Here is an 18,949-nt window from a genome sequence, read left to right as displayed (position 1 = left end):
AATTAATCAAAATAATAATACAATAATATTAAATAAAAACTCTACTTTTAAGTGTTCTTAACAAGGGGAAGATTACATTTCCAATGTTTATCCACTTGGTGATAAAATTCTTGATTTATCACAATGATTGCTGGCTTTGATGTAATGTTGTAATTCTCTTCATCACTCTTTTAAACCTAATCCAACATACGTCATTGATTACATCTTTTCATTCAGATCTTGTTTCATTCCTAATGCGAACCAACTTGCACCATTGGTATCGCCCAAACCAGGAGGAGAAACTTGTGCATTGATGCAAATGGAAAAAAGAAGAAAACTTAAGAATGATATATATTTCATGGTAGTCGTTTGAATATGATACGTCAAAAGTAAAATGCAAATCTGTAACGAAATAGGAATTCTTTACTTATTTGAATAAAAATTTACATTTTTTTTCAAAACAGATTCATTCAATTCTTGTTAAGAGGATTCAATTATAAATTCTCCAAATTCATTTTAAATGATAAATGATATTTAGCACCTTCACATAATTTTAATTTTAAAATTTAGAATTATTATAAATAAAGTCTTACTTTTGACATCAAATTAAAATTGGTCTAAATAATAATAGATAAGATAAACGCTAGATATGAAAAAGTTATTCATCACAGTTGCCGTATTAATCGCTTCATTTTTACAAGCGCAAACCAACACTTTAATGGATGCTGGTTTTTGGAAAAACAAACCATCCGTTGAAACTGTAAAAGCAGAAATTGGAAAAGGAAACAGTCCTTCGCAACAAAATGCAGGATTTTTTGATCCTGTGGTGATAGCGATAAATAATAAAGCAGATTTTGATGTTTTAAAATTTTTAATTGAACAAGATGGAAATGCTGTGGATAAAAAAACACACCATTCTCGCATTTATTTGCAATGGGCTGCTGCAGCTGGAAATCTTGAATTAGTCAATTATTTAATCGCAAAAGGTTCTGATGTTCACTACAAAGACAGCCACGGTGATGATGTGATTACATACGCAGCAAGTGCTGGAAACAAGAATTTAGCGGTTTATGATGCCTTAATCAAAGCAGGTGCTAATCCTAAAGTAAAAAACGAGGATGGTACAAACATCATTATGGAGTCTATCGCAAATGATACGGATTTAAAAATTGCAGAATACTTTGTTTCTAAAGGTGTTTCATTAACGGAGAAAGATAAATTCGGACGTACAGTAGCTGACTATTCTACGAAAGTTGGAAATTTAGAAATCTTAGATTTATTAGCTGCTAAAGGTGTAAAACCTACAGATCAAGCTATATTTTTCGCAACGCAAGGCTCTAGAATGAAAGAAAATGGAGTCGAAGTTTTCAAAACTTTAGTTGAAAAATATAAATTAAATCCAAAAGCTCTAAACCCTCAAGGACAATCATTATTACACGCCTTATCTCGTCGTGGAAATTCAGAAATCATCAATTATGTAATTTCGAAAGGAGCTGATGTTAAAGTAGTAGATAAAGCAGGCAACACCGCATTAATGGTGGCTGCTGCCGGAAAAAACACCGATTTAATCAATTTATTCTTATCAAAATCTAACAATGTTAATGCTGTAAACTCTAATGGAGAATCGGCTTTGACAAAGGCGGTAGCATCTGGAACTCCTGAAATCGTAACTTTATTAATCGATAAAAGTGCAAAAACGGATATCAAGGATAAAGAAGGTAATAATTTAGCATCATATTGGTTCAATTCTTTCAAACCAAATGATGAAACATTTGCACAAAAACAAGAAATATTAGCAAAGGCGAAGATAGATTTTAAAGCCACTCAACAAAAAGGTTCGACATTATTGCATTTAGCCGTAGATAAAGGTGATAACGCTTTAGTAAAGAAAGCAATTGAATTAGGTGTAAATATTAATGCACAAGACGAAGACGGAAATACAGCTTTACATAAAGCAGCTTTAATTGCTAAAAATGATCAAATCTTAAAAACTTTAATTGGTGCGGGTGCTCAAAAAAATTTAAAAACAGAATTTGAAGAAACAGCTTACGAATTAGCTGCTCAAAACGAATTCTTGAAGAAAAATAATGTATCGATTGACTTCTTAAAATAATACAGAAAATGAAATTTAACGTCATAAAAAAATTATTCAGCGTCGTAGTTATACTAATGGCTACTGCCACTTTCGCTCAAACAACGAAGTATAAAACAATGATCCAGATGGAGAATTATACAGGTAAGGAAGCTTACATTGTAATTTCTTTGATTAATCCAAAAGGACAATACGAGAAAACGTTAGGAGTTTTAGGAAAAGATAATGAATGGTATAACACATTAAAAGAGTGGGATAAATTCAATAAAAAGAAAAAAGAAAAATTAAACGGAATTACAGGAGCTTCTGTGGCTGGTGGCGCAAGAGCAACACGTGTGATCGAATTTGATACAGCGAAATTGAATAAAGGGTATAAAATCCGTTTTGAATCTGCTGTTGAAACACAAAAGTACGTGGTAAAAGATGCTGAAATTGCATTAACATCTGCGGCATTAGACAATAAAGCAGGAATTAAAGGAACAGAATACATTAAAGCCGTACGTTTTATTAAAGTTCAGTAAAATGATCCTATCGATTTGGAGGTATGCCCATTTGGCATTAGCCCTTATATCATCAGCTTTTCTTTTAATCCTTTCCACGACAGGAGTAATTTTAGCGGTTGATGCCATCAATGAGAAATCTCCGGCCTACAAAGTCGAAAATTTTGAAAATATTACACTCGCGCAGGTTCTTCCGACTTTGCGCGAGAATTATTTTGAAATTATCGAAATAAAAGTTGATCACAACGATTTTGTAACGATTGATGCTATGGACGAAGATGGGAATCCTATTCAATCTTACATCGATCCCCATACAGGAAAAAACATTGGAGAAATCGTTCCGAAAAGTGATTTCATCAATTGGACCACTGCCCTACACCGCTCATTATTTTTAAAAGAAACAGGACGCGCCATTGTGGGTATCGTTTCCTTTATCTTATTTTTAATTTCAGTGACTGGATTAATCTTAGTGATTCAACGCCAAAACGGAATTTTAAATTTCTTTACAAAAGTCAATAAAGACTCATTTGCCCAATATTTTCATGTGGCAACCGGACGTTGGTTGTTAATTCCTATTGTGATCATTGGATTAACAGGAACATTCATTTTCTTGGCACGATTAGAACCTTTAGTAGGCCAACCAACAGAAGTGGAACACCCCATCAAAGAAAATTTACCTGCCAAAGAGTTAAGCGAAATCAAATTCTTCCAAAACACAAAATTAAGTAGTGTAGAACGAATCGAATTTCCTTTTATTCCAGATGATGAAGCTGAACCATTTGTTGTTCATTTAAGAAAGAAAAGTGTAACAATCAATCAAGTGAATGGTGAAATTATGACTGAATCATTCCATCCGTATTCAGCTGTCGTGGAAAAATTCAATATCGATTTACACACAGGTCGTACCAATGTCATTTGGGCTGCAATTTTAGGAATCGCATCACTTAATATTTTATTCTTTATTTGGTCAGGATTTGCCATTACCTTAAAACGTACACGTACGAAAATCGGAAAGAATAAATTCAAGGCTAATGAAGCTGAAATTGTAGTTTTAGTGGGTTCTGAAAATGGTTCAACAGTTGGTTTTGCGAATAAAATTCATCAACAATTTTTAGCCAACGGAAAGAAATCCTTCATGGTTCAAATGAATCAATATGAAACGTATCCTAATGCTGAACATATCGTGGTTTTTACTTCCACTTATGGAATTGGAGATACGCCCGCGAATGCCAAGAAATTTGAAGAATTAATTGCTCAATATCCGCAACCACAAAAGGTTAAATTCTCAGTCGTAGGATTTGGTTCAAGAGCTTACTCCGATTATTGTGGCTACGCGGTGAAAGTGGATCAATGGTTCGAAAAACAATCGTGGGCAACACGTTTATTGGATTTAAAAACCATCAACGATAAATCTCCAGAAGAATTTACAAATTGGGTGATTGCTTACAAAGAGGCTACGGATATTCCGTTAGCCACAACGCCAGCCATGTATGTGGGGAAAGCACCAAAATTAAAAGATTTAAAGGTGATTTCTTCGACACAAATTACCGATGAAGATGCCACTTTTACAGTAGTTTTAGATGCAAAACAGAAGTTTAAATCAGGCGATTTATTGGCTATTTATCCAGCGAATGATCATCGTGAGCGTTTGTATTCGATTGGTAAAGTCGAGAATAAATTACAACTTATTGTGAAGTTACATGAATTTGGATTAGGTTCTCAATATTTACACAACCTAAAAGAAAATTCAATTATAAAAGCGAGAATCGTAAAGAATAAAGCGTTTAGATTCCCGAAAGCGTCTAAAGTTGTCATGATTGCAAATGGAACAGGTATTGCGCCTTTTCTTGGAATGATTGATGAAAACAAAAATAATGTTGAAACACATTTGTACACCGGTTTTCGACATTTAAATCCTACCACAAAAGGATATCAAGATTTTGCAAAAAAACAAATTGAAAAAAATCATTTAACAAGCTATCACAACGCTTTTTCTCGTGAAGAAAACAAACAATATGTAATGGATTTAGTTCATCGAGATGCTAAGTTTTTTGCAGAAACCTTACAAAACAAAGGGATTATTATGGTTTGTGGGGCTTTAGCCATGCAACATGATGTAGAAAAGGTGTTAGAGGAAATTTGTCAAGAGCATTTAAATAAATCATTTGAAGAATTTAAAGCAAACGGACAATTTTTGACGGATTGTTATTAATTAAATGAGTTGATTCGAGAATGTGTGAATGGAATAATTTAAAGAATGAGAAGCTGAAATAAATTCAGCTTAACATTTTTAAAAGTCTTCCTAAACTTGATTCAGGATCACATCATAATAATTAGAAAATGAAATCATTTCTAAAAAATATATTCACTTTTATACTATTGTATGCTCTAATTCCGACGAATGCTCAAACGGTCGGAGTTAGAGACACAATTTTGATGGGAAGTCGTTTTCAAATTACTTTGGTTGATAAAGATTCTATTTCTGCCGAAAAAAATATTAACAAAGCAATTGATGAAATGATTAGAATCGAAGAATTAATTTCAGATTGGAAACCAACTTCACAGGTTTCTCAAGTCAATCAAAATGCAGGAATCAAACCAATAAAAGTTGATCGAGAAGTTTTTGAATTGACAAAAAGAGCAATTTATTTTTCTCAACTTACCAATGGAGCTTTTGATATTAGTTTTGCAGCAATGGACAAAGTTTGGAAATTTGATGGCACGATGGAAGAAATTCCAACAGAAAATGAAATCAAAAAAGCGATTGAAAAAGTTGGTTATCAAAACATCTTACTTGATGAAAAAAATTCGACTATTTTCTTAAAAAAAGCTGGAATGAAAATCGGTTTTGGATCAACAGGAAAAGGCTATGCAGCACAAAAAGCGCGAACTTATATGCAAAATTTAGGAATACAAGCTGGTATTATAGATGCCTCTGGTGATATGACAACTTGGGGAAATCAACCAAATGGTGAACCTTGGAAAATTGGAATTACAAACCCGTTCAAACGCTTTAAAATGGCAGATATTTTAGTTATGAAAAATGCTGCTGTTACTACATCTGGCGATTACGAAAAATTTATTTTAATTGACGGAATTCGCTATTCCCACATCATCAATCCCAAAACAGGTATGCCTTCTACTGGGTTAACCGGTGTAACCGTGATTGGACCAAATGCCGAAATGTGCAATGGTTTCTCTACGTCTATCATGGTTTTAGGGAAAGAAAAAGGATTAGCTTTCATCAATCAACAAAAAGAGTATGCCGCTTTATTGATTACCGATAACGGAAAAATCATTCGTTCGAAGAACTACAAAAAAATTAAAAAGAAACTCAAATAATCGACAGCACTTTTACTCTGCCACTTCAAGATGTATTCCTGCAAAATAAGCTTGGTTGATCACCTCATCGACATCTTTTACATCAATTATAAAGAAAAAATAGCTATCTCCAAACGAATTATAATTCATCAAGATTTTACCATTTTGCTTTAGATACAATTGAATGTAAGGAAACAAATCGGCTGAATAAGTATCTTCTGGAATTTCGATTTGTAACGGTTGATCGACTGCTGAAGCAATAAAATCTTCAAGATCTTCAAACTCAAATTTCCAATCCGATTGCCAATAGAATTCTAAAAGTAAATCGGCATTATCGCCCTCGTCTTCCATTTCATCCACTACCAATTTTTGATGTAATTTTTTTGCGCGATGCAAGACTTCTGATTCATCGGTCAACGGATTAATCAATTTCAATAAATTAGCATACAATTGTTCATTGACTTCATAATACACTTCTTTTGTAGCATCTTTGAACATTTTATCCAAATGAGGTATGCCCATCGTTTGACACAATCCTAACAACACATCTTCTACCTTTTCAAGCGCTTCCGCGTGATCGGAATTTATGGGTAAAATCAAACTACACGGTTCGGCTTTTTGCCAAAAATCAATAAAATCGGTATCAAATTGTGACGAATAAAGCACCTCATACACATTGATTTCATCGGAATCTTGATATCCACAAAAGATTAAAAAATCGTGATTAATCCATTGAAATTTATTTTCTGGATGAGAAGTTTTAAAAAACAGATGTAAGAAATTAACGGAGTTTTCATCAAAATAATTCGGTTCTACTGTCGAAAAGTTAATTTTAGGAGCGATGATCGCATATAAATCTTCATAGGTAGAAATGCCGTTTGGAATTAATTGATTTTCTAAATCAAATGCATTGGGAATTAAATAATAATTCAATTCACAAAAACCCTCCGTACCGATCACTTTTGTACGATAATTGAATTCATCATCCTGTTCATAAAATTCAAAAATTGATTTGAATATTTTCAGATAATCTGTACCGTCTGCTGCGTTGGTTTCTTGCTTGGGATTAAAAAATTTTGAGAACATTAAGGGGTAGTATTAGTTATAATTTGACGTAAGGCTTTATTGTTCTGTTTCACATCTGTAATGATCCATCGCAATTGCGGATCAATATTTTTTATACGATCTTCTAAAGTCGTTTTAATTTCTTTATTTGGAAATACACCATGTCCCATTTCTTCTCGCTTTTCGATAGGCGAAAGATAAACTGTTCCCACCGACATTTGTAGTTTTGAATGAGGTAACGTAAACTTAGGCATCAAACCAGCCACCGTTCCATTAAAATCGCCTCCAGTTTCTTCTCCAACAAAAAATGCACGATTCTTGAGTTGAAGATTCGCCGAAATAAGCGAAGAAGCGGAATACGATCCTCCATTGATCATCACATACAAATTCCCTTTGTAAATAAGCGATTTGTCTATTTTTACAAACGAGAAAGGTATGTTTAATTCGTATTCATTGTCCGAATTTTTGGATGTTGCAAAGTAGGTATAACCAGATCCCAACCAAAGTATCGGGTAGGTATAAGTGGGAAAAATATTGTACAATGATTTTCCAAATGAAGTCTTATTGGCAACAATTTTTTCACCTAAAAAAGACTTCGAATCATCGACCAAATATGCATACAAATAATGTGCATCTTTGATGAATCCTCCCCCATTATTGCGAAGATCCAATACCAAGTTTTGAACTTTATGATTTTTGATATCTGTAAAAACTTCTTTATATAGCTCTTGTACCTTACCTTTTCTAAAATCAGTTACTTTTAGCACTGCAATAGTACTGTCGTTCGTAGGAAAAGATAAATCTTTGGAATAAGCTGCCGAATTTTTGGAGTATCCATACGTTTTTTGCTTAATTCGAACTTTTCGGTCGATTTGCTTTTGTTCTTTGGTGATTTTTGGAAGTTCCTTTTTCTCAGTTTCTTTTGATTTGGGATAAGTCCTGAATGTTTTTTTTCGGATTGGCTTATTCCCCATTAAAAAAGTAAGTTCGACTGAATCTTTAATCCCCTGCTCTAATGTAACATAATTCAAAAATGTTCGGTTGAATACATTATCTGTAAAAGTGGTGTTTTTTCCATCGCCAAAAATGCTTTTTTTGTATTTATCGTATAGATATTTTGTTGGAATATTATCTATAAAAACTAATGCTGAACCAGGATTTATTGGATTTATTTTAGACTGATCATGTATCAAAAAAACTGAATCATTTTTCCAAAAGAAACTATAATCATTAAACGCTGACTTTGAATCTTTGTATTGCTTTATTTCCTTTTTATTCAATCGTTTATAAATCGGATAAATATATGTATGTCCGTGCTCTAAACTTTCGAAAATCGGAAAAAACTTAATGTAAAAATCATTTGGTTTCAATGATTTTGTAAGGGTCTTTTTTAAACTATCAACTTTAAAATCTAATTCATTTTGAGCAAGATACATATCCAATTTTGGATGATATCTTTTTAATTTTTTGTAGGCAAAATCAACGTCTTTCTTTAGCTTATTTGCAGGGATTTTTTTATCAATATGTGCATTGTATTTCTCCACAGAAACACAACTACACATTAAAAAGAGAAACAAATAAGTAAAAAGAGACGTTAATTTCATTGGTATTCTTATAAAAGATAGAAAGTTACAATTTTGATGTTTTAGTTCGGTAATTATTTTGAGAAATCATTTTGATTTTCATGTTATTGACCTCCATTGTCATACTCATTGGTCCAGAAAAAGTTGATTCGTTAATGTTTTGATCGAAAACATTCATCGTTAAACTTCCGTTTAATTTGTACTCGTCAAAGTTAATATTTAACTGACTTGGCATTTTTATGTTACCAACCGAAGTCATTTCTACATCAAAATAAGCTTTTCCATCTGCAATTTTTAGTAATTTATACACTCCTTTAATATTCATCTCGATATCAACACCTTGTTGCAAAGGCATTTTGAAAGGAATTATCACTTCGTGCATATCCCCAATCTTAAAAGTTTCTTTTGGAAAAATCATAAACATAGACATCGAATTCATCATATTATCGTACAAATCTTTCATGTTCGATAAATCCCCTGTCATTTCATCCGATGAATATTGTCTTCCTTTCTCGTTCTCAATACCATTAATCTTGATTTTTAACAATTCTTTTGTTATAGCATCTTGATCCATTGGAATTTCTTGTCCATTGACATTCATTTTAGAATCTAACTTTTTGTAAAAAATTTCGAAAGGTAAATCACCTTCTTTATCCATTTCTTTTGTAACGGTTAAAGTTTGAAAACTCATGTCCATTTTAGTTTCCACTTGACTCAATTCATTCGAAAGTTTTTCGTCACCTGCCATTTGCATCTGCATGTTCATCTGCATATCCATGTCCATTTGATAGGATGATTCTGGGTGATATTTCAGTTTGAATTGAAATGTTTCTTGAGCAAATCCTACGAAAGAACATGACACCATTAAAAAAGTTGTAATTATTTGTTTCATTATTGATTTATTTAACTTCTTGATAAAATTCTTGAATAAAATTCTCCATGTATAGATGACGTTTTTCTGCAATTTGTTTTGCTGTTTTAGTGTTCATCAAATCTTTTAATCTAAATAATTTATCATAAAAATGTTGTACACTTGATGCATCTTTCGAGTTATCATACGGATTATACAAAATGCTGCCTACGCTCCCACCATAAGCAAAACAACGCGCAATTCCGACAGCTCCAATTGCATCCAAACGATCAGCATCTTGCACTATTTCTGCTTCTATTGTTGTTGGTTTATTTCCTTTACTAAACGAAACTTGCGAAACAATTTCTAAAATACGTACAATCGTTTCTTCCTCAACCCGAATAGATGCTAAAAACGATCTAATTAACTTTTCAGATTTATCTACTCCATCATGCAATTTATAATCACCAATATCATGTGTCCAAGCAGCTAATTCGACTAAAAAAGGGTCTGCATCTTCAGTTTCTAAAATCTTTTTAGCGTTCGTTACTACACGTTCGATATGAAAATAATCGTGTCCAGTTCCTTCATCTAAAAAGGTTTTCTTGATATAAGCTTGTGTTTGAGCAAGTATGTCTTTTTTATTCATGCTAAAAAATATTTTCGAGTTTAAAAGTACATCAGAATCGTTATTCAACAAACTTGAATCTTCAGAATTAATTTAATCATCACTTTTAAAAGAATTATTTATAAAAAAATTGTATATTTGCACCTCAAATTTGTAAAACGGGACGAGTTCCCCAAATAATTAGTTATACTATGGCTACAAGAATTAGATTACAAAGACATGGTCGTAAAGGAAAACCATTCTTTCACATCGTAGTTGCTGACTCAAGAGCAAAACGTGATGGTCGTTTCATCGAAAAATTAGGTACTTACAACCCAATTACTAACCCTGCAACAATTGAATTAAACATTGATTCAGCTGTAGAATGGTTACAAACAGGTGCTGAGCCATCTAATACTGCTAAAGCTTTATTATCTTACAAAGGTGCTTACATGAAAAAACACTTATTAGGTGGTGTTGCTAAAGGAGCATTTTCTCAAGAAGAAGCTGAAAAACGTTTTGAAGCTTGGTTAGAAGCTAAAGATGCAAAAGTTCAAGCTAAAAAAGACGGTTTAACTTCAGGTGCTGCTGCTGCTAAAGCTGCTGCATTAGAAGCTGAAAAAGCTGTTAATGATGCGCGTGTAAAAGCTGCTCAGGAAGCTGAAGCTGCTGCACAAGCGGAAGAAACTCCTGCTGAAGAAGCAGAAGGTACAACTGAAGAAGTTGCTACAGAAGAATAATTTTTAAGTTCAGAGAAGTTCCAGATGACAAAAAATGATTGCTACTATTTAGGTAAAATTACAAAGAGACACGGTTTCAAGGGTAATTTAATCATTCATTTGGACACGGACGAACCAGAATTATACGATACTTTGGAAGCAGTGTTCATCGAGAAAGATGGTACACTGGTTCCATTTTTTTTTGAAACCTCTCAGCCTTATCAAGGCACAAAATTATTAGTAAAGTTTGAAGATATTGAAGACGAAGAAGTCGACAAGTTAATCAATCGTGAACTTTATTTACCTCTAAAATCGTTACCAGAACTTTCTGGAACAGATTTTTATTACCACGAAATTGTTGGTTTTACGATTTACGACCAAACAAATACAGAAGTTGGAACGATAAAATCTGTCAACGATTCTGCTGCTCAAGCTTATTTCGAAGTGGATGCAAACGGAAAAGAAATCTTAATTCCGATGATTGACGAATGGATTCTTGAAGTGAATCGCGACGAAAAAGCAATGCTTATTAATCTTCCTGACGGTTTATTAGAAATTTATTTGGGGTAATACCTCTCATCGTAAATCTTTTATTTACTTCTATTTTTTAATTGAGTTTTTCTGATTGTAAAATCCGAAGTTTTCGACATTATATTTATTGTCAATTTCGTACCTTTGCAAACTCAATCGTAATTAAAAATGGAAGAAGAAAAAAAATCATTGAATTTTATCGAGCAAATCATTGAAGATGATTTAGCTAATGGGATGCCAAAAGAAAATTTACGTTTTCGTTTCCCACCAGAACCAAATGGTTATTTGCACATCGGGCACGCAAAAGCAATCTGTTTAAACTTTGGTTTAGGACAACGTTACAATGCGCCTGTAAACTTACGTTTTGATGACACTAATCCTGACAAAGAAGAACAAGAATTCGTAGATTCTATCCGCGAAGATGTGAAATGGTTAGGTTTCGAGTGGGCTGAAGAACGTTATGCTTCTGATTATTTCCAGCAGCTTTACGATTGGGCTGTTCAATTAATCAAAGAAGGAAAAGCGTACATAGACGATCAATCTTCAGAAGTAATTAATGAACAACGTAAAACACCGTTTGAACCTGGAATCGAATCTCCTTATAGAAACCGTTCTGTTGAAGAAAATTTAGCGATTTTCGAACGAATGAAAGCAGGCGAATTTGAAGAAGGAACACATGTTTTACGTGCAAAAATTGACATGACTTCTCCGAATATGAACATGCGTGACCCTGTGATGTATCGTATTTTAAAACGTCCTCATCACCGTACTGGAGACACATGGAAAATGTACCCGATGTACGACTGGACACATGGAGAATCTGATTATATCGAAGGAATCTCACATTCATTATGTTCGTTAGAATTCAAAAATCACCGTGATTTATATGAATGGTATGCGAATAATGTTGAGTTACCGAATCAACCTCAAAAACCAAAACAACGCGAATTTGCTCGTGGTAATGTTTCGTACATGATTACAAGTAAGCGTAAATTAATGAAATTGGTACAAGAAGGAGTTGTAACAGGTTGGGATGATCCACGTATGCCAACTATTTCAGGTTTACGTCGTCGTGGGTACACACCAGAATCTATCAAGAACTTCTGGAATACTGCTGGTGTTGCAAAACGTGATAATGTATTGGATATTTCGTTATTGGAATTCTCTGTTCGTGATCATTTAAATAAAATAGCACCACGTGTTTTTGCTGTAATTGATCCAGTTAAAGTAATTATCGAAAACTATCCAGAAGGACAAGTTGAGGAATTAGAAATTGAGAATAATCCAGAAGATGAAACTGCGGGATCTCGCATCGTACCTTTTACTCGTGAAATTTATATTGAACGTGAAGATTTTATGGAAGAAGCGCCTAAAAAATTCTTCCGTTTATCATTAGGAAACGAAGTTCGTTTGAAAGGTGCCTACTTTATTAAAGCAGAACGAGTTGAAAAAGATGCTGAAGGAAACATTACAACAATTTTCGCTACTTATGATCCAGAAACAAAATCTGGAAGTGGAACTGAAGCGTCTAAACGTAAAGTAAAAGGAACATTACATTGGGTATCTGCAACAGAAAATATTCCAATCGAAGTTCGCGAATACGATCGCTTATTTACAGTAGAATCTCCGGATGCAGAGAAAGATGTTGACTTCTTACAATTTGTTAACCCAAACTCATTAACGGTTAAAAATGGATTCGCTGAACCAGCGCTGAAAAACGCTAAAGTAGAAGATAAATTCCAATTTCAACGCATTGGATATTTTGCTTTGGATCGTGATTCTTCTGAAAATAAATTAGTTTTCAACAGAACTGTAACCCTAAAAGATACTTGGGCAAAAGTAAACAAATAATAAATCTATTTCATTAAATATCAAGCTCGGACAATTATGTTCGAGCTTTTTTTATTATATTTAATAAAATTTAAAACATGAATAATAAACTCTATTTCATCATATTTACTGCATTTATTGCCTTATACAGTTGTCAATCATCTAAAAATGCAACCACAAATAACACACAAGAAATAGAACATATACAGCACTCAGATTTAATTGGAAGGTGGAAACTTGTAAAGCTTTCGGGAGGAATAATAGGTCGCGAACAACTTCCACCAACTAATATGGTTACAGTTTTAGAATTCACACCAACCGAAATGATTACAATAATTAATGGTAAAGAAACCAATCGTACAACATACACTATAGCGAAAGGCAAAAGTATTCATACGACAGAACTTGTTCCCATGATTTACACAAATGGAAACCCTTCGATGGGTAAAAGTTTTCAGGTAGATCAAAATACACTTGGGATTAACGAAGAATTTAATGACGGTTTTTATTATACCTATATAAAAATTGGCGAAAACGATGACGGATTACTTAGAGAATAAAAACTCCATCAAAAATTGGAACGAAGATGACCGACCACGAGAGAAATTAGCTTTAAAAGGACGTTCATCTTTGTCTGATGCAGAATTATTAGCGATTATCATGGGGAGCGGAAACCGTGATGAATCAGCCGTAGAGTTAGCAAAACGCATCTTAAACTCCGCTAATAAAAACTGGAATGAATTAGCTAAATATTCGATTGAAGATTTATGCAAATTTAAAGGTATAGGCGAAGCAAAAGCTATTTCAATTATCACAGCAATGGAAATTGGACGCAGGCGAAATTCGCAAGAAGTTTTGGAACGAGATAAAATAACATCAAGCAAAGATGCCGCTACCATTCTTCAACAACAAATTGGCGATTTACCAAATGAAGAATTTTGGGTTATGTTTCTTAATCAAGGTAATCGAATCATCAAAACAGAACAGATTTCTCGTGGTGGAATTACACAAACTGCCGTTGATATTCGCGTAATTTTTAAACGTGCTTTAGAATTAATGGCAACCGCAATCATACTTTCTCATAATCATCCTTCAGGAAATCTCGTTCCAAGCCAAGCGGATCAATCAATCACTCGAAAAATAAAAGAAGGCGCTACGTTATTGGATATACAAGTACTGGATCATATTATTGTTTCTCAAAAAGATTTTTATTCGTTTGCGGATGAAGGCTTAATTTGATATCTTTAAGGATTATTACATCACTATTTTGAATTCAAAAGTCATCATATATACTGAAAAAATCACTAATCGAATCAATTACATATTTGATTTCATTTTTCGTGAATTTTCTGGAATTGACTACAAAATAACAACCAATTTTGAAGAATTTTCCAATTCTTTTTTACCCAAAATTAATTTTTCGAATCAAACTTTAGAAGACGAAATCAATTTCAACGTAAATGATATTTTTCTCGAAACTAATATTAAAGAAAATGTTGATTATTCTAAATTGAATGAAATTGGAAAATCATTTTACTGGCTTTCACGTTACGAAGAATATAATGCGAAAACTGAACAATTTGATCAACATAATCGATTTTTAGGTTCAGATTTAGATTATTCTCGACCAATTGTTGATGAAATTTGTCTTGATATTCAACAAAAAATACAAACTAAATATCCTGAAATTTCTTTTAAAAAAAGAGTTTTTAAACAAATCATTACACATGATGTTGATTATGCATGGAAGTATTTGCACCATAATTCAACGATAAAATATGGTTCGCTTTTCAAAAAGATTATTAAGGGAAATATCAATGAAGCCAAGAAGCAAATCAATGTTTTAACACATCAAGAAAAAGATCCGTATGACACCTATAATTATTTAAAAGGGTTAGCTAAGAAACATGAAATCGAAACCATCTTTTTTTGGTTATTGGGCGATTATTCTTCTTTTGATAAAAATCATCATTGGAAAAATAAAACACAACAGGAATTAATCCGCACTATTTCGAATTGGGCCAAAATTGGGATTCACCCGTCTTATCAATCCAATGTAGATGCTAAGTTATTAACAGCAGAAATTTCTCGTTTAAAATCGGTTACAAATAATTCCGTTAAATCATCTCGCCAACATTTCATCAAATTGAGCTTTCCTTACACTTATCAACAATTGTTAATAAATGAAATTTCAGAAGATTATACGATGGGATTCCCGCATCAGATTGGGTTTAGAGCTGGGACTTCTACTCCTTTCAAATGGTTTGACTTATCAACAAATCAACAAACAATGTTAACAATCTATCCTTTTGTTGCTATGGATGTTACGTTGAAAAACTATTTACTATTAACACCACAACAAGCTATATCTAAATTAAAATTATTAAAAAAGACAATTAAAGATGTTGACGGAACGTTTATAACATTGTTTCACCAATCTAATCTAACAGAAGAATGGATAGAATGGCGAAACGTCTACGAAAGTATTTTCAAATGATAAAGCGAGTTTCACGAAAAAAATTAGATGTTAATAAATACACCGAATGTTTAAATAAATCGGTGAACTATCGTATTTATGCGGAAGTTTTTTATTTAGATGCTTTGGTTGAAAACAATTGGGATTGTTATGTTTTGAATGATTATGAAGCAATAATGCCTTTGCCTTTTGTGAAAAAAATTGGGTTTAAATTTATTACACAGCCTACTTACTGTCAGCAATTGGGTATTTTTCATCAAGAAAATTTTTCGAAAGAAACCTTTCAGCTTTTTGAAAAAAAATTACATCGAAATTTAGTACGTTCTTACTGTTTTAATGAAGAAAATACAGAAATGTTTGAGCCGAAGGGAGAAAAAAGAGTGAATCAGGTTTTGGATTTAAATTTTGATTATAACATTTATTTCAAAACTATTCGTAAAAATAGAAAACAAGAAATAAAAACTGGTTTACCTGAAAATTATAAGATTTGTCAACATTCCAAAAACATAGATTTTATCGACTTACTTGATAAAAACTATTCGCATATAAAGAAAGAATTACAACTCAAAAAATTAGTAAAACTTGTTAATAAACTACAAGAAGAGGAAAAATCAATTACAATTTCTATTGAAGAAAATCAACAAGTTTTAGCCAGCTCTTTTTATCTTATTTCTGATAAAAGATTAATACAATTATGTAACGCCAAACTTCCTAATGGTAAGATAAATTACAATACATTTATTGTAGATTTTATTATAAAAAAATATTCTAATAAAAATATTTATTTAGATTTCGAAGGTTCAAGTTTGAAAGGTGTTCAAGAATTTAATGAAAGTTTTAGAGCGGCGACACATTATTTCACTTGTTATAAAAACTTTCTATGATAAAAATTTTTTACCATTTATTTGTAACTTTATTCTTCTTGATTATTTACCGTTTAGGAAGTTTTAGTAAAATTACTTTCGGAGATTCTGCAGGAAAAATTTTGGACATTGAAGCCAATCAATTCAATCTTGAGACGTATTCCATTACACATTTTTTATATCAAAACTTTACAATTCTTATTTACAAACTATTTCCTGATTTTAGTACAATAGAAATTGGACGTTGGGTAAATATTATTTCAGCAATTGTGGTTCTAAATATTTTATTCATAATCCTTCAAATTATTACTAAAAAAAAATGGATTGCTTTATTAGGAACGATTGCATTCGGTTTTAGTTTTACGTTTTGGAAAAATACAGAAAATATCGAAGTATATACATTTTGCTTAATTTGGATAACTTTATATTGTTTATTCTCTTTAAAATTTATTCAACAAAAACAACCTATAAATATTCTATTTGCTGGTATAATTTTAGGAATTAGCTTTTTTGCGCATATACAAGGAATTTTATTACTTCCTTCATACTTTTACTTATGTTATTTAGCCTATGACAATACAAAAAATAAGACATTTGGTTATTACCTTTTTATTCCTATTATATTCTTAGCATCTTTATACATTTATCCAATCATTCATAACGAATCAATTAAAAACGTTTTATCTTCCTCAGATAAATCATGGGTTTCTGATTCTTTAAAAAAAGATTTTTTAAGTTACATAAAAGACTTCGTTAAAGCTTTTGGTTATCTAATTTACAACTTTTGGTGGATGAATATTTTCTTATTATTTATACCTATTAGAGATTATTTCAAAAATAAAATATTACTTTTTTTAATTATTTTTGGGCTACCTGTTTTTGGATTTTCTACTATTTATGCTGTAAGTGACAACTATGTTTTCTTCTTAAATTTCAATCTTAGTTTTTTGATTATTTCGAGCATTGGATTAAATTATTTTATTACAAGATTCCCGAAGCATACAACTATTGTTTCAGTGCTTATATTTTCAACACCATTCTATTATTATACAGCAAAACAACTTGTTTTAAAAACTAATAAAGGTCAAGAGTTTCATCATCAAAAATCTTACAAAGATGGCTTGAATTATTATTTACTTCCATGGATGAACAACAATAAAGGAATAATAGAAGTTATTTTAAACAACGAGGAAACGAATGAAGATATTGAATGGATGAAAAAGTCTGCCCAACAATTAATTGATTTAAAATCTAAAACGATGACAATTGAAGAAATTAAAAAGTTGTAACTTAACATACAATTTTTTATTTATGAAAACATTATTTAGTTTATTTATTGTTATTTCTATATTTTCTTGTACTGCTCAACAAGGTGGTTTAATTTATCCAGATTCTCAAATAGTCAAAAATGCAAAAGTTGTTCATATTACAGATGAATCATCAATAAAAAATTTTACAATAACCAACGATTTACAACCTATTACTTTACAAATAAATGTTATTGTATTAAAACGTGAAGACGGAACGGGGAATTATGATTTAAAAAATCCTGAAGAAAAGAAAGCCTTAGAAAATTTCATGAATTATAGCAATGATGTTTGGATGAACCTTAAACAGCCAGAAGATTTAACAGGATGCTATACCGGAAATGACTTTTATCCTGATACGAAAGTTCGTTTTAAATATAATTATATTGAAATTAAAGATAATTATGCTTGGAACTATAGAAATAGCGGTGCTGATTTAGAGAAAAAGAAATACAGTGGTATTACACCATATAGAGGTTGGTATTTGACTTACTTAGATGACAAAATTGCGCAAGATAAAACTATTCCAAAAGGTTTAAATGTTTACCTAACTATGGATGCAGATCATTATGATAGACTGTATAAAGTAAAAAGTAAAGATTTTAATTTAAACGAAATTGCTGCCGCTGAATCTCCAAGTAATAATTTATCGCAAAGCACAAGTATTCATATACCCAATCGCTACCTGAAATATTTATCGCACAGATACCAAGATCCTATTCGATTTAATAAAACCGTTCAAGAGACCATGTCTTGGGATGTAAACGATGCCCGCGGTTTAGCTCACGAAATTGGACATAGTCTTGGTTTAGGACATCACAACCAGTACCATAATGCAAATGCTTGTAAATATACAATTATGTCTCAAGTTGGTCTAGATCCAAGAAATTACCTTCAACCAACTGAAATTTTAAAAGTTCATAAAAACTTGAGAGAAACCAATCTGATACAATTTGTAACAGAAGATTCTTTTTTAGGAAATACGTTTATCATGAATGAAAACACCGATTGGAATAAAACGCAACGTTTCTATTCTAATTTAAAACTTGAAAACAATATTACCTTAACGATTACAGAACCTATAATTATTTCTCCACAAGCGACCATTAACTTTGGAAATAATTCGAAAATTATTTTCGAAAATAAAGGAAAGATTATCTATCCAAATGGAAATGATTTTAAAAATTACATCAACAAAAAAGAGAATTCTATTATCCAAAATTAGA

The 18,949-nt window shown here is 31.8% G+C and carries 18 protein-coding genes; 13 read left to right on the top strand and 5 right to left on the bottom strand.

What is annotated here, in order from left to right:
• Window positions 1-198: 198 nt before the first annotated feature.
• The gene (locus IF125_RS09530; protein ID WP_225542321.1) at window positions 199-339 is read right to left on the bottom strand and encodes a hypothetical protein; all 141 of its coding nucleotides are present in this window, start codon (window positions 337-339) and stop codon (window positions 199-201) included.
• A 289-nt stretch (window positions 340-628) separates the two neighbouring features.
• On the opposite strand from IF125_RS09530, the gene IF125_RS09525 reads away from it, so the two are divergent.
• The 4 genes from IF125_RS09525 to IF125_RS09510 all read left to right on the top strand — a co-directional run bounded on the left by IF125_RS09525 (window position 629) and on the right by IF125_RS09510 (window position 5,913).
• Entirely contained in the window at window positions 629-2,092 is a 1,464-nt protein-coding gene (locus tag IF125_RS09525) for an ankyrin repeat domain-containing protein (RefSeq protein ID WP_225542320.1), read from the top strand.
• Between the two features lie 56 nt (window positions 2,093-2,148).
• Window positions 2,149-2,592 (top strand): DUF2271 domain-containing protein, encoded by a 444-nt coding sequence (locus IF125_RS09520; RefSeq protein WP_394369884.1) that lies wholly within the window; start codon window positions 2,149-2,151, stop codon window positions 2,590-2,592.
• Window position 2,593: 1 nt separating this feature from the next.
• The gene (locus IF125_RS09515; protein ID WP_225542318.1) at window positions 2,594-4,783 is read left to right on the top strand and encodes a PepSY domain-containing protein; all 2,190 of its coding nucleotides are present in this window, start codon (window positions 2,594-2,596) and stop codon (window positions 4,781-4,783) included.
• 128 nt (window positions 4,784-4,911) lie between these two features.
• Entirely contained in the window at window positions 4,912-5,913 is a 1,002-nt protein-coding gene (locus IF125_RS09510; RefSeq protein WP_225542317.1) for an FAD:protein FMN transferase, read from the top strand.
• Window positions 5,914-5,925: 12 nt separating this feature from the next.
• Here the strand turns inward: IF125_RS09510 and IF125_RS09505 are convergent, their stop codons facing one another.
• Genes IF125_RS09505 through IF125_RS09490 form a run of 4 tightly spaced genes read right to left on the bottom strand, consistent with a single transcriptional unit; the run spans window position 5,926 to window position 10,039 of the window.
• The gene (locus IF125_RS09505) at window positions 5,926-6,978 is read right to left on the bottom strand and encodes a DUF6630 family protein (RefSeq protein ID WP_225542316.1); all 1,053 of its coding nucleotides are present in this window, start codon (window positions 6,976-6,978) and stop codon (window positions 5,926-5,928) included.
• Entirely contained in the window at window positions 6,978-8,561 is a 1,584-nt protein-coding gene (locus tag IF125_RS09500; protein WP_225542315.1) for a S41 family peptidase, read from the bottom strand. Before IF125_RS09500 ends, IF125_RS09505 begins: the two co-directional genes overlap by 1 nt.
• A gap of 25 nt (window positions 8,562-8,586) precedes the next feature.
• Complete coding sequence (locus IF125_RS09495; RefSeq protein ID WP_225542314.1) at window positions 8,587-9,432, bottom strand: hypothetical protein; 846 nt, start codon at window positions 9,430-9,432, stop codon at window positions 8,587-8,589.
• A 7-nt stretch (window positions 9,433-9,439) separates the two neighbouring features.
• Entirely contained in the window at window positions 9,440-10,039 is a 600-nt protein-coding gene (locus IF125_RS09490; RefSeq protein WP_225542313.1) for an HD domain-containing protein, read from the bottom strand.
• Between the two features lie 170 nt (window positions 10,040-10,209).
• Here IF125_RS09490 and IF125_RS09485 point away from each other — a divergent pair, with 170 nt between their 5' ends.
• The 9 genes from IF125_RS09485 (at window position 10,210) to IF125_RS09445 (ending at window position 18,948) form a co-directional block, all read left to right on the top strand.
• The gene (locus IF125_RS09485) at window positions 10,210-10,737 is read left to right on the top strand and encodes a 30S ribosomal protein S16 (RefSeq protein WP_171623802.1); all 528 of its coding nucleotides are present in this window, start codon (window positions 10,210-10,212) and stop codon (window positions 10,735-10,737) included.
• 24 nt (window positions 10,738-10,761) lie between these two features.
• Complete coding sequence (gene rimM, locus IF125_RS09480) at window positions 10,762-11,286, top strand: ribosome maturation factor RimM (protein WP_225540274.1); 525 nt, start codon at window positions 10,762-10,764, stop codon at window positions 11,284-11,286.
• 129 nt (window positions 11,287-11,415) lie between these two features.
• Window positions 11,416-13,098 (top strand): glutamine--tRNA ligase/YqeY domain fusion protein, encoded by a 1,683-nt coding sequence (locus IF125_RS09475; RefSeq protein WP_188319292.1) that lies wholly within the window; start codon window positions 11,416-11,418, stop codon window positions 13,096-13,098.
• 77 nt (window positions 13,099-13,175) lie between these two features.
• Window positions 13,176-13,637, top strand: coding sequence for a hypothetical protein (locus tag IF125_RS09470; RefSeq protein ID WP_171623806.1), 462 nt, complete (start codon window positions 13,176-13,178; stop codon window positions 13,635-13,637).
• A complete protein-coding gene (radC, locus tag IF125_RS09465; RefSeq protein ID WP_171623807.1) occupies window positions 13,615-14,316 on the top strand; it encodes a RadC family protein in 702 nt (233 codons plus the stop codon). Before IF125_RS09470 ends, radC begins: the two co-directional genes overlap by 23 nt.
• A gap of 28 nt (window positions 14,317-14,344) precedes the next feature.
• Window positions 14,345-15,574 (top strand): polysaccharide deacetylase family protein, encoded by a 1,230-nt coding sequence (locus IF125_RS09460; protein ID WP_225542312.1) that lies wholly within the window; start codon window positions 14,345-14,347, stop codon window positions 15,572-15,574.
• Window positions 15,571-16,437 (top strand): hypothetical protein, encoded by an 867-nt coding sequence (locus tag IF125_RS09455; RefSeq protein ID WP_225542311.1) that lies wholly within the window; start codon window positions 15,571-15,573, stop codon window positions 16,435-16,437. Before IF125_RS09460 ends, IF125_RS09455 begins: the two co-directional genes overlap by 4 nt.
• Window positions 16,434-17,705, top strand: a complete 1,272-nt coding sequence (locus IF125_RS09450) for a protein O-mannosyl-transferase family (RefSeq protein ID WP_225542310.1) — start codon at window positions 16,434-16,436, stop codon at window positions 17,703-17,705. Before IF125_RS09455 ends, IF125_RS09450 begins: the two co-directional genes overlap by 4 nt.
• Before the next feature lie 22 nt (window positions 17,706-17,727).
• Window positions 17,728-18,948, top strand: a complete 1,221-nt coding sequence (locus tag IF125_RS09445) for a zinc metalloprotease (protein ID WP_225542309.1) — start codon at window positions 17,728-17,730, stop codon at window positions 18,946-18,948.
• Window position 18,949 lies beyond the last annotated feature (1 nt).

The organism is Empedobacter stercoris (genome assembly GCF_020281205.1).
GTDB classification, from domain to species: domain Bacteria; phylum Bacteroidota; class Bacteroidia; order Flavobacteriales; family Weeksellaceae; genus Empedobacter; species Empedobacter stercoris.
Note: the sequence above shows the minus strand (reverse complement) of the source record. Positions and strands in the feature narration are given on the sequence as shown.

Coding starts and splice junctions, on each gene's coding strand:
- IF125_RS09530 (WP_225542321.1), bottom strand. CDS start 339: ATGAAATATATATCATTCTTAAGTTTTCTTCTTTTTTCCATTTGCATC.
- IF125_RS09525 (WP_225542320.1), top strand. CDS start 629: ATGAAAAAGTTATTCATCACAGTTGCCGTATTAATCGCTTCATTTTTA.
- IF125_RS09520 (WP_394369884.1), top strand. CDS start 2,149: ATGGCTACTGCCACTTTCGCTCAAACAACGAAGTATAAAACAATGATC.
- IF125_RS09515 (WP_225542318.1), top strand. CDS start 2,594: ATGATCCTATCGATTTGGAGGTATGCCCATTTGGCATTAGCCCTTATA.
- IF125_RS09510 (WP_225542317.1), top strand. CDS start 4,912: ATGAAATCATTTCTAAAAAATATATTCACTTTTATACTATTGTATGCT.
- IF125_RS09505 (WP_225542316.1), bottom strand. CDS start 6,978: ATGTTCTCAAAATTTTTTAATCCCAAGCAAGAAACCAACGCAGCAGAC.
- IF125_RS09500 (WP_225542315.1), bottom strand. CDS start 8,561: ATGAAATTAACGTCTCTTTTTACTTATTTGTTTCTCTTTTTAATGTGT.
- IF125_RS09495 (WP_225542314.1), bottom strand. CDS start 9,432: ATGAAACAAATAATTACAACTTTTTTAATGGTGTCATGTTCTTTCGTA.
- IF125_RS09490 (WP_225542313.1), bottom strand. CDS start 10,039: ATGAATAAAAAAGACATACTTGCTCAAACACAAGCTTATATCAAGAAA.
- IF125_RS09485 (WP_171623802.1), top strand. CDS start 10,210: ATGGCTACAAGAATTAGATTACAAAGACATGGTCGTAAAGGAAAACCA.
- rimM (WP_225540274.1), top strand. CDS start 10,762: ATGACAAAAAATGATTGCTACTATTTAGGTAAAATTACAAAGAGACAC.
- IF125_RS09475 (WP_188319292.1), top strand. CDS start 11,416: ATGGAAGAAGAAAAAAAATCATTGAATTTTATCGAGCAAATCATTGAA.
- IF125_RS09470 (WP_171623806.1), top strand. CDS start 13,176: ATGAATAATAAACTCTATTTCATCATATTTACTGCATTTATTGCCTTA.
- radC (WP_171623807.1), top strand. CDS start 13,615: ATGACGGATTACTTAGAGAATAAAAACTCCATCAAAAATTGGAACGAA.
- IF125_RS09455 (WP_225542311.1), top strand. CDS start 15,571: ATGATAAAGCGAGTTTCACGAAAAAAATTAGATGTTAATAAATACACC.
- IF125_RS09450 (WP_225542310.1), top strand. CDS start 16,434: ATGATAAAAATTTTTTACCATTTATTTGTAACTTTATTCTTCTTGATT.
- IF125_RS09445 (WP_225542309.1), top strand. CDS start 17,728: ATGAAAACATTATTTAGTTTATTTATTGTTATTTCTATATTTTCTTGT.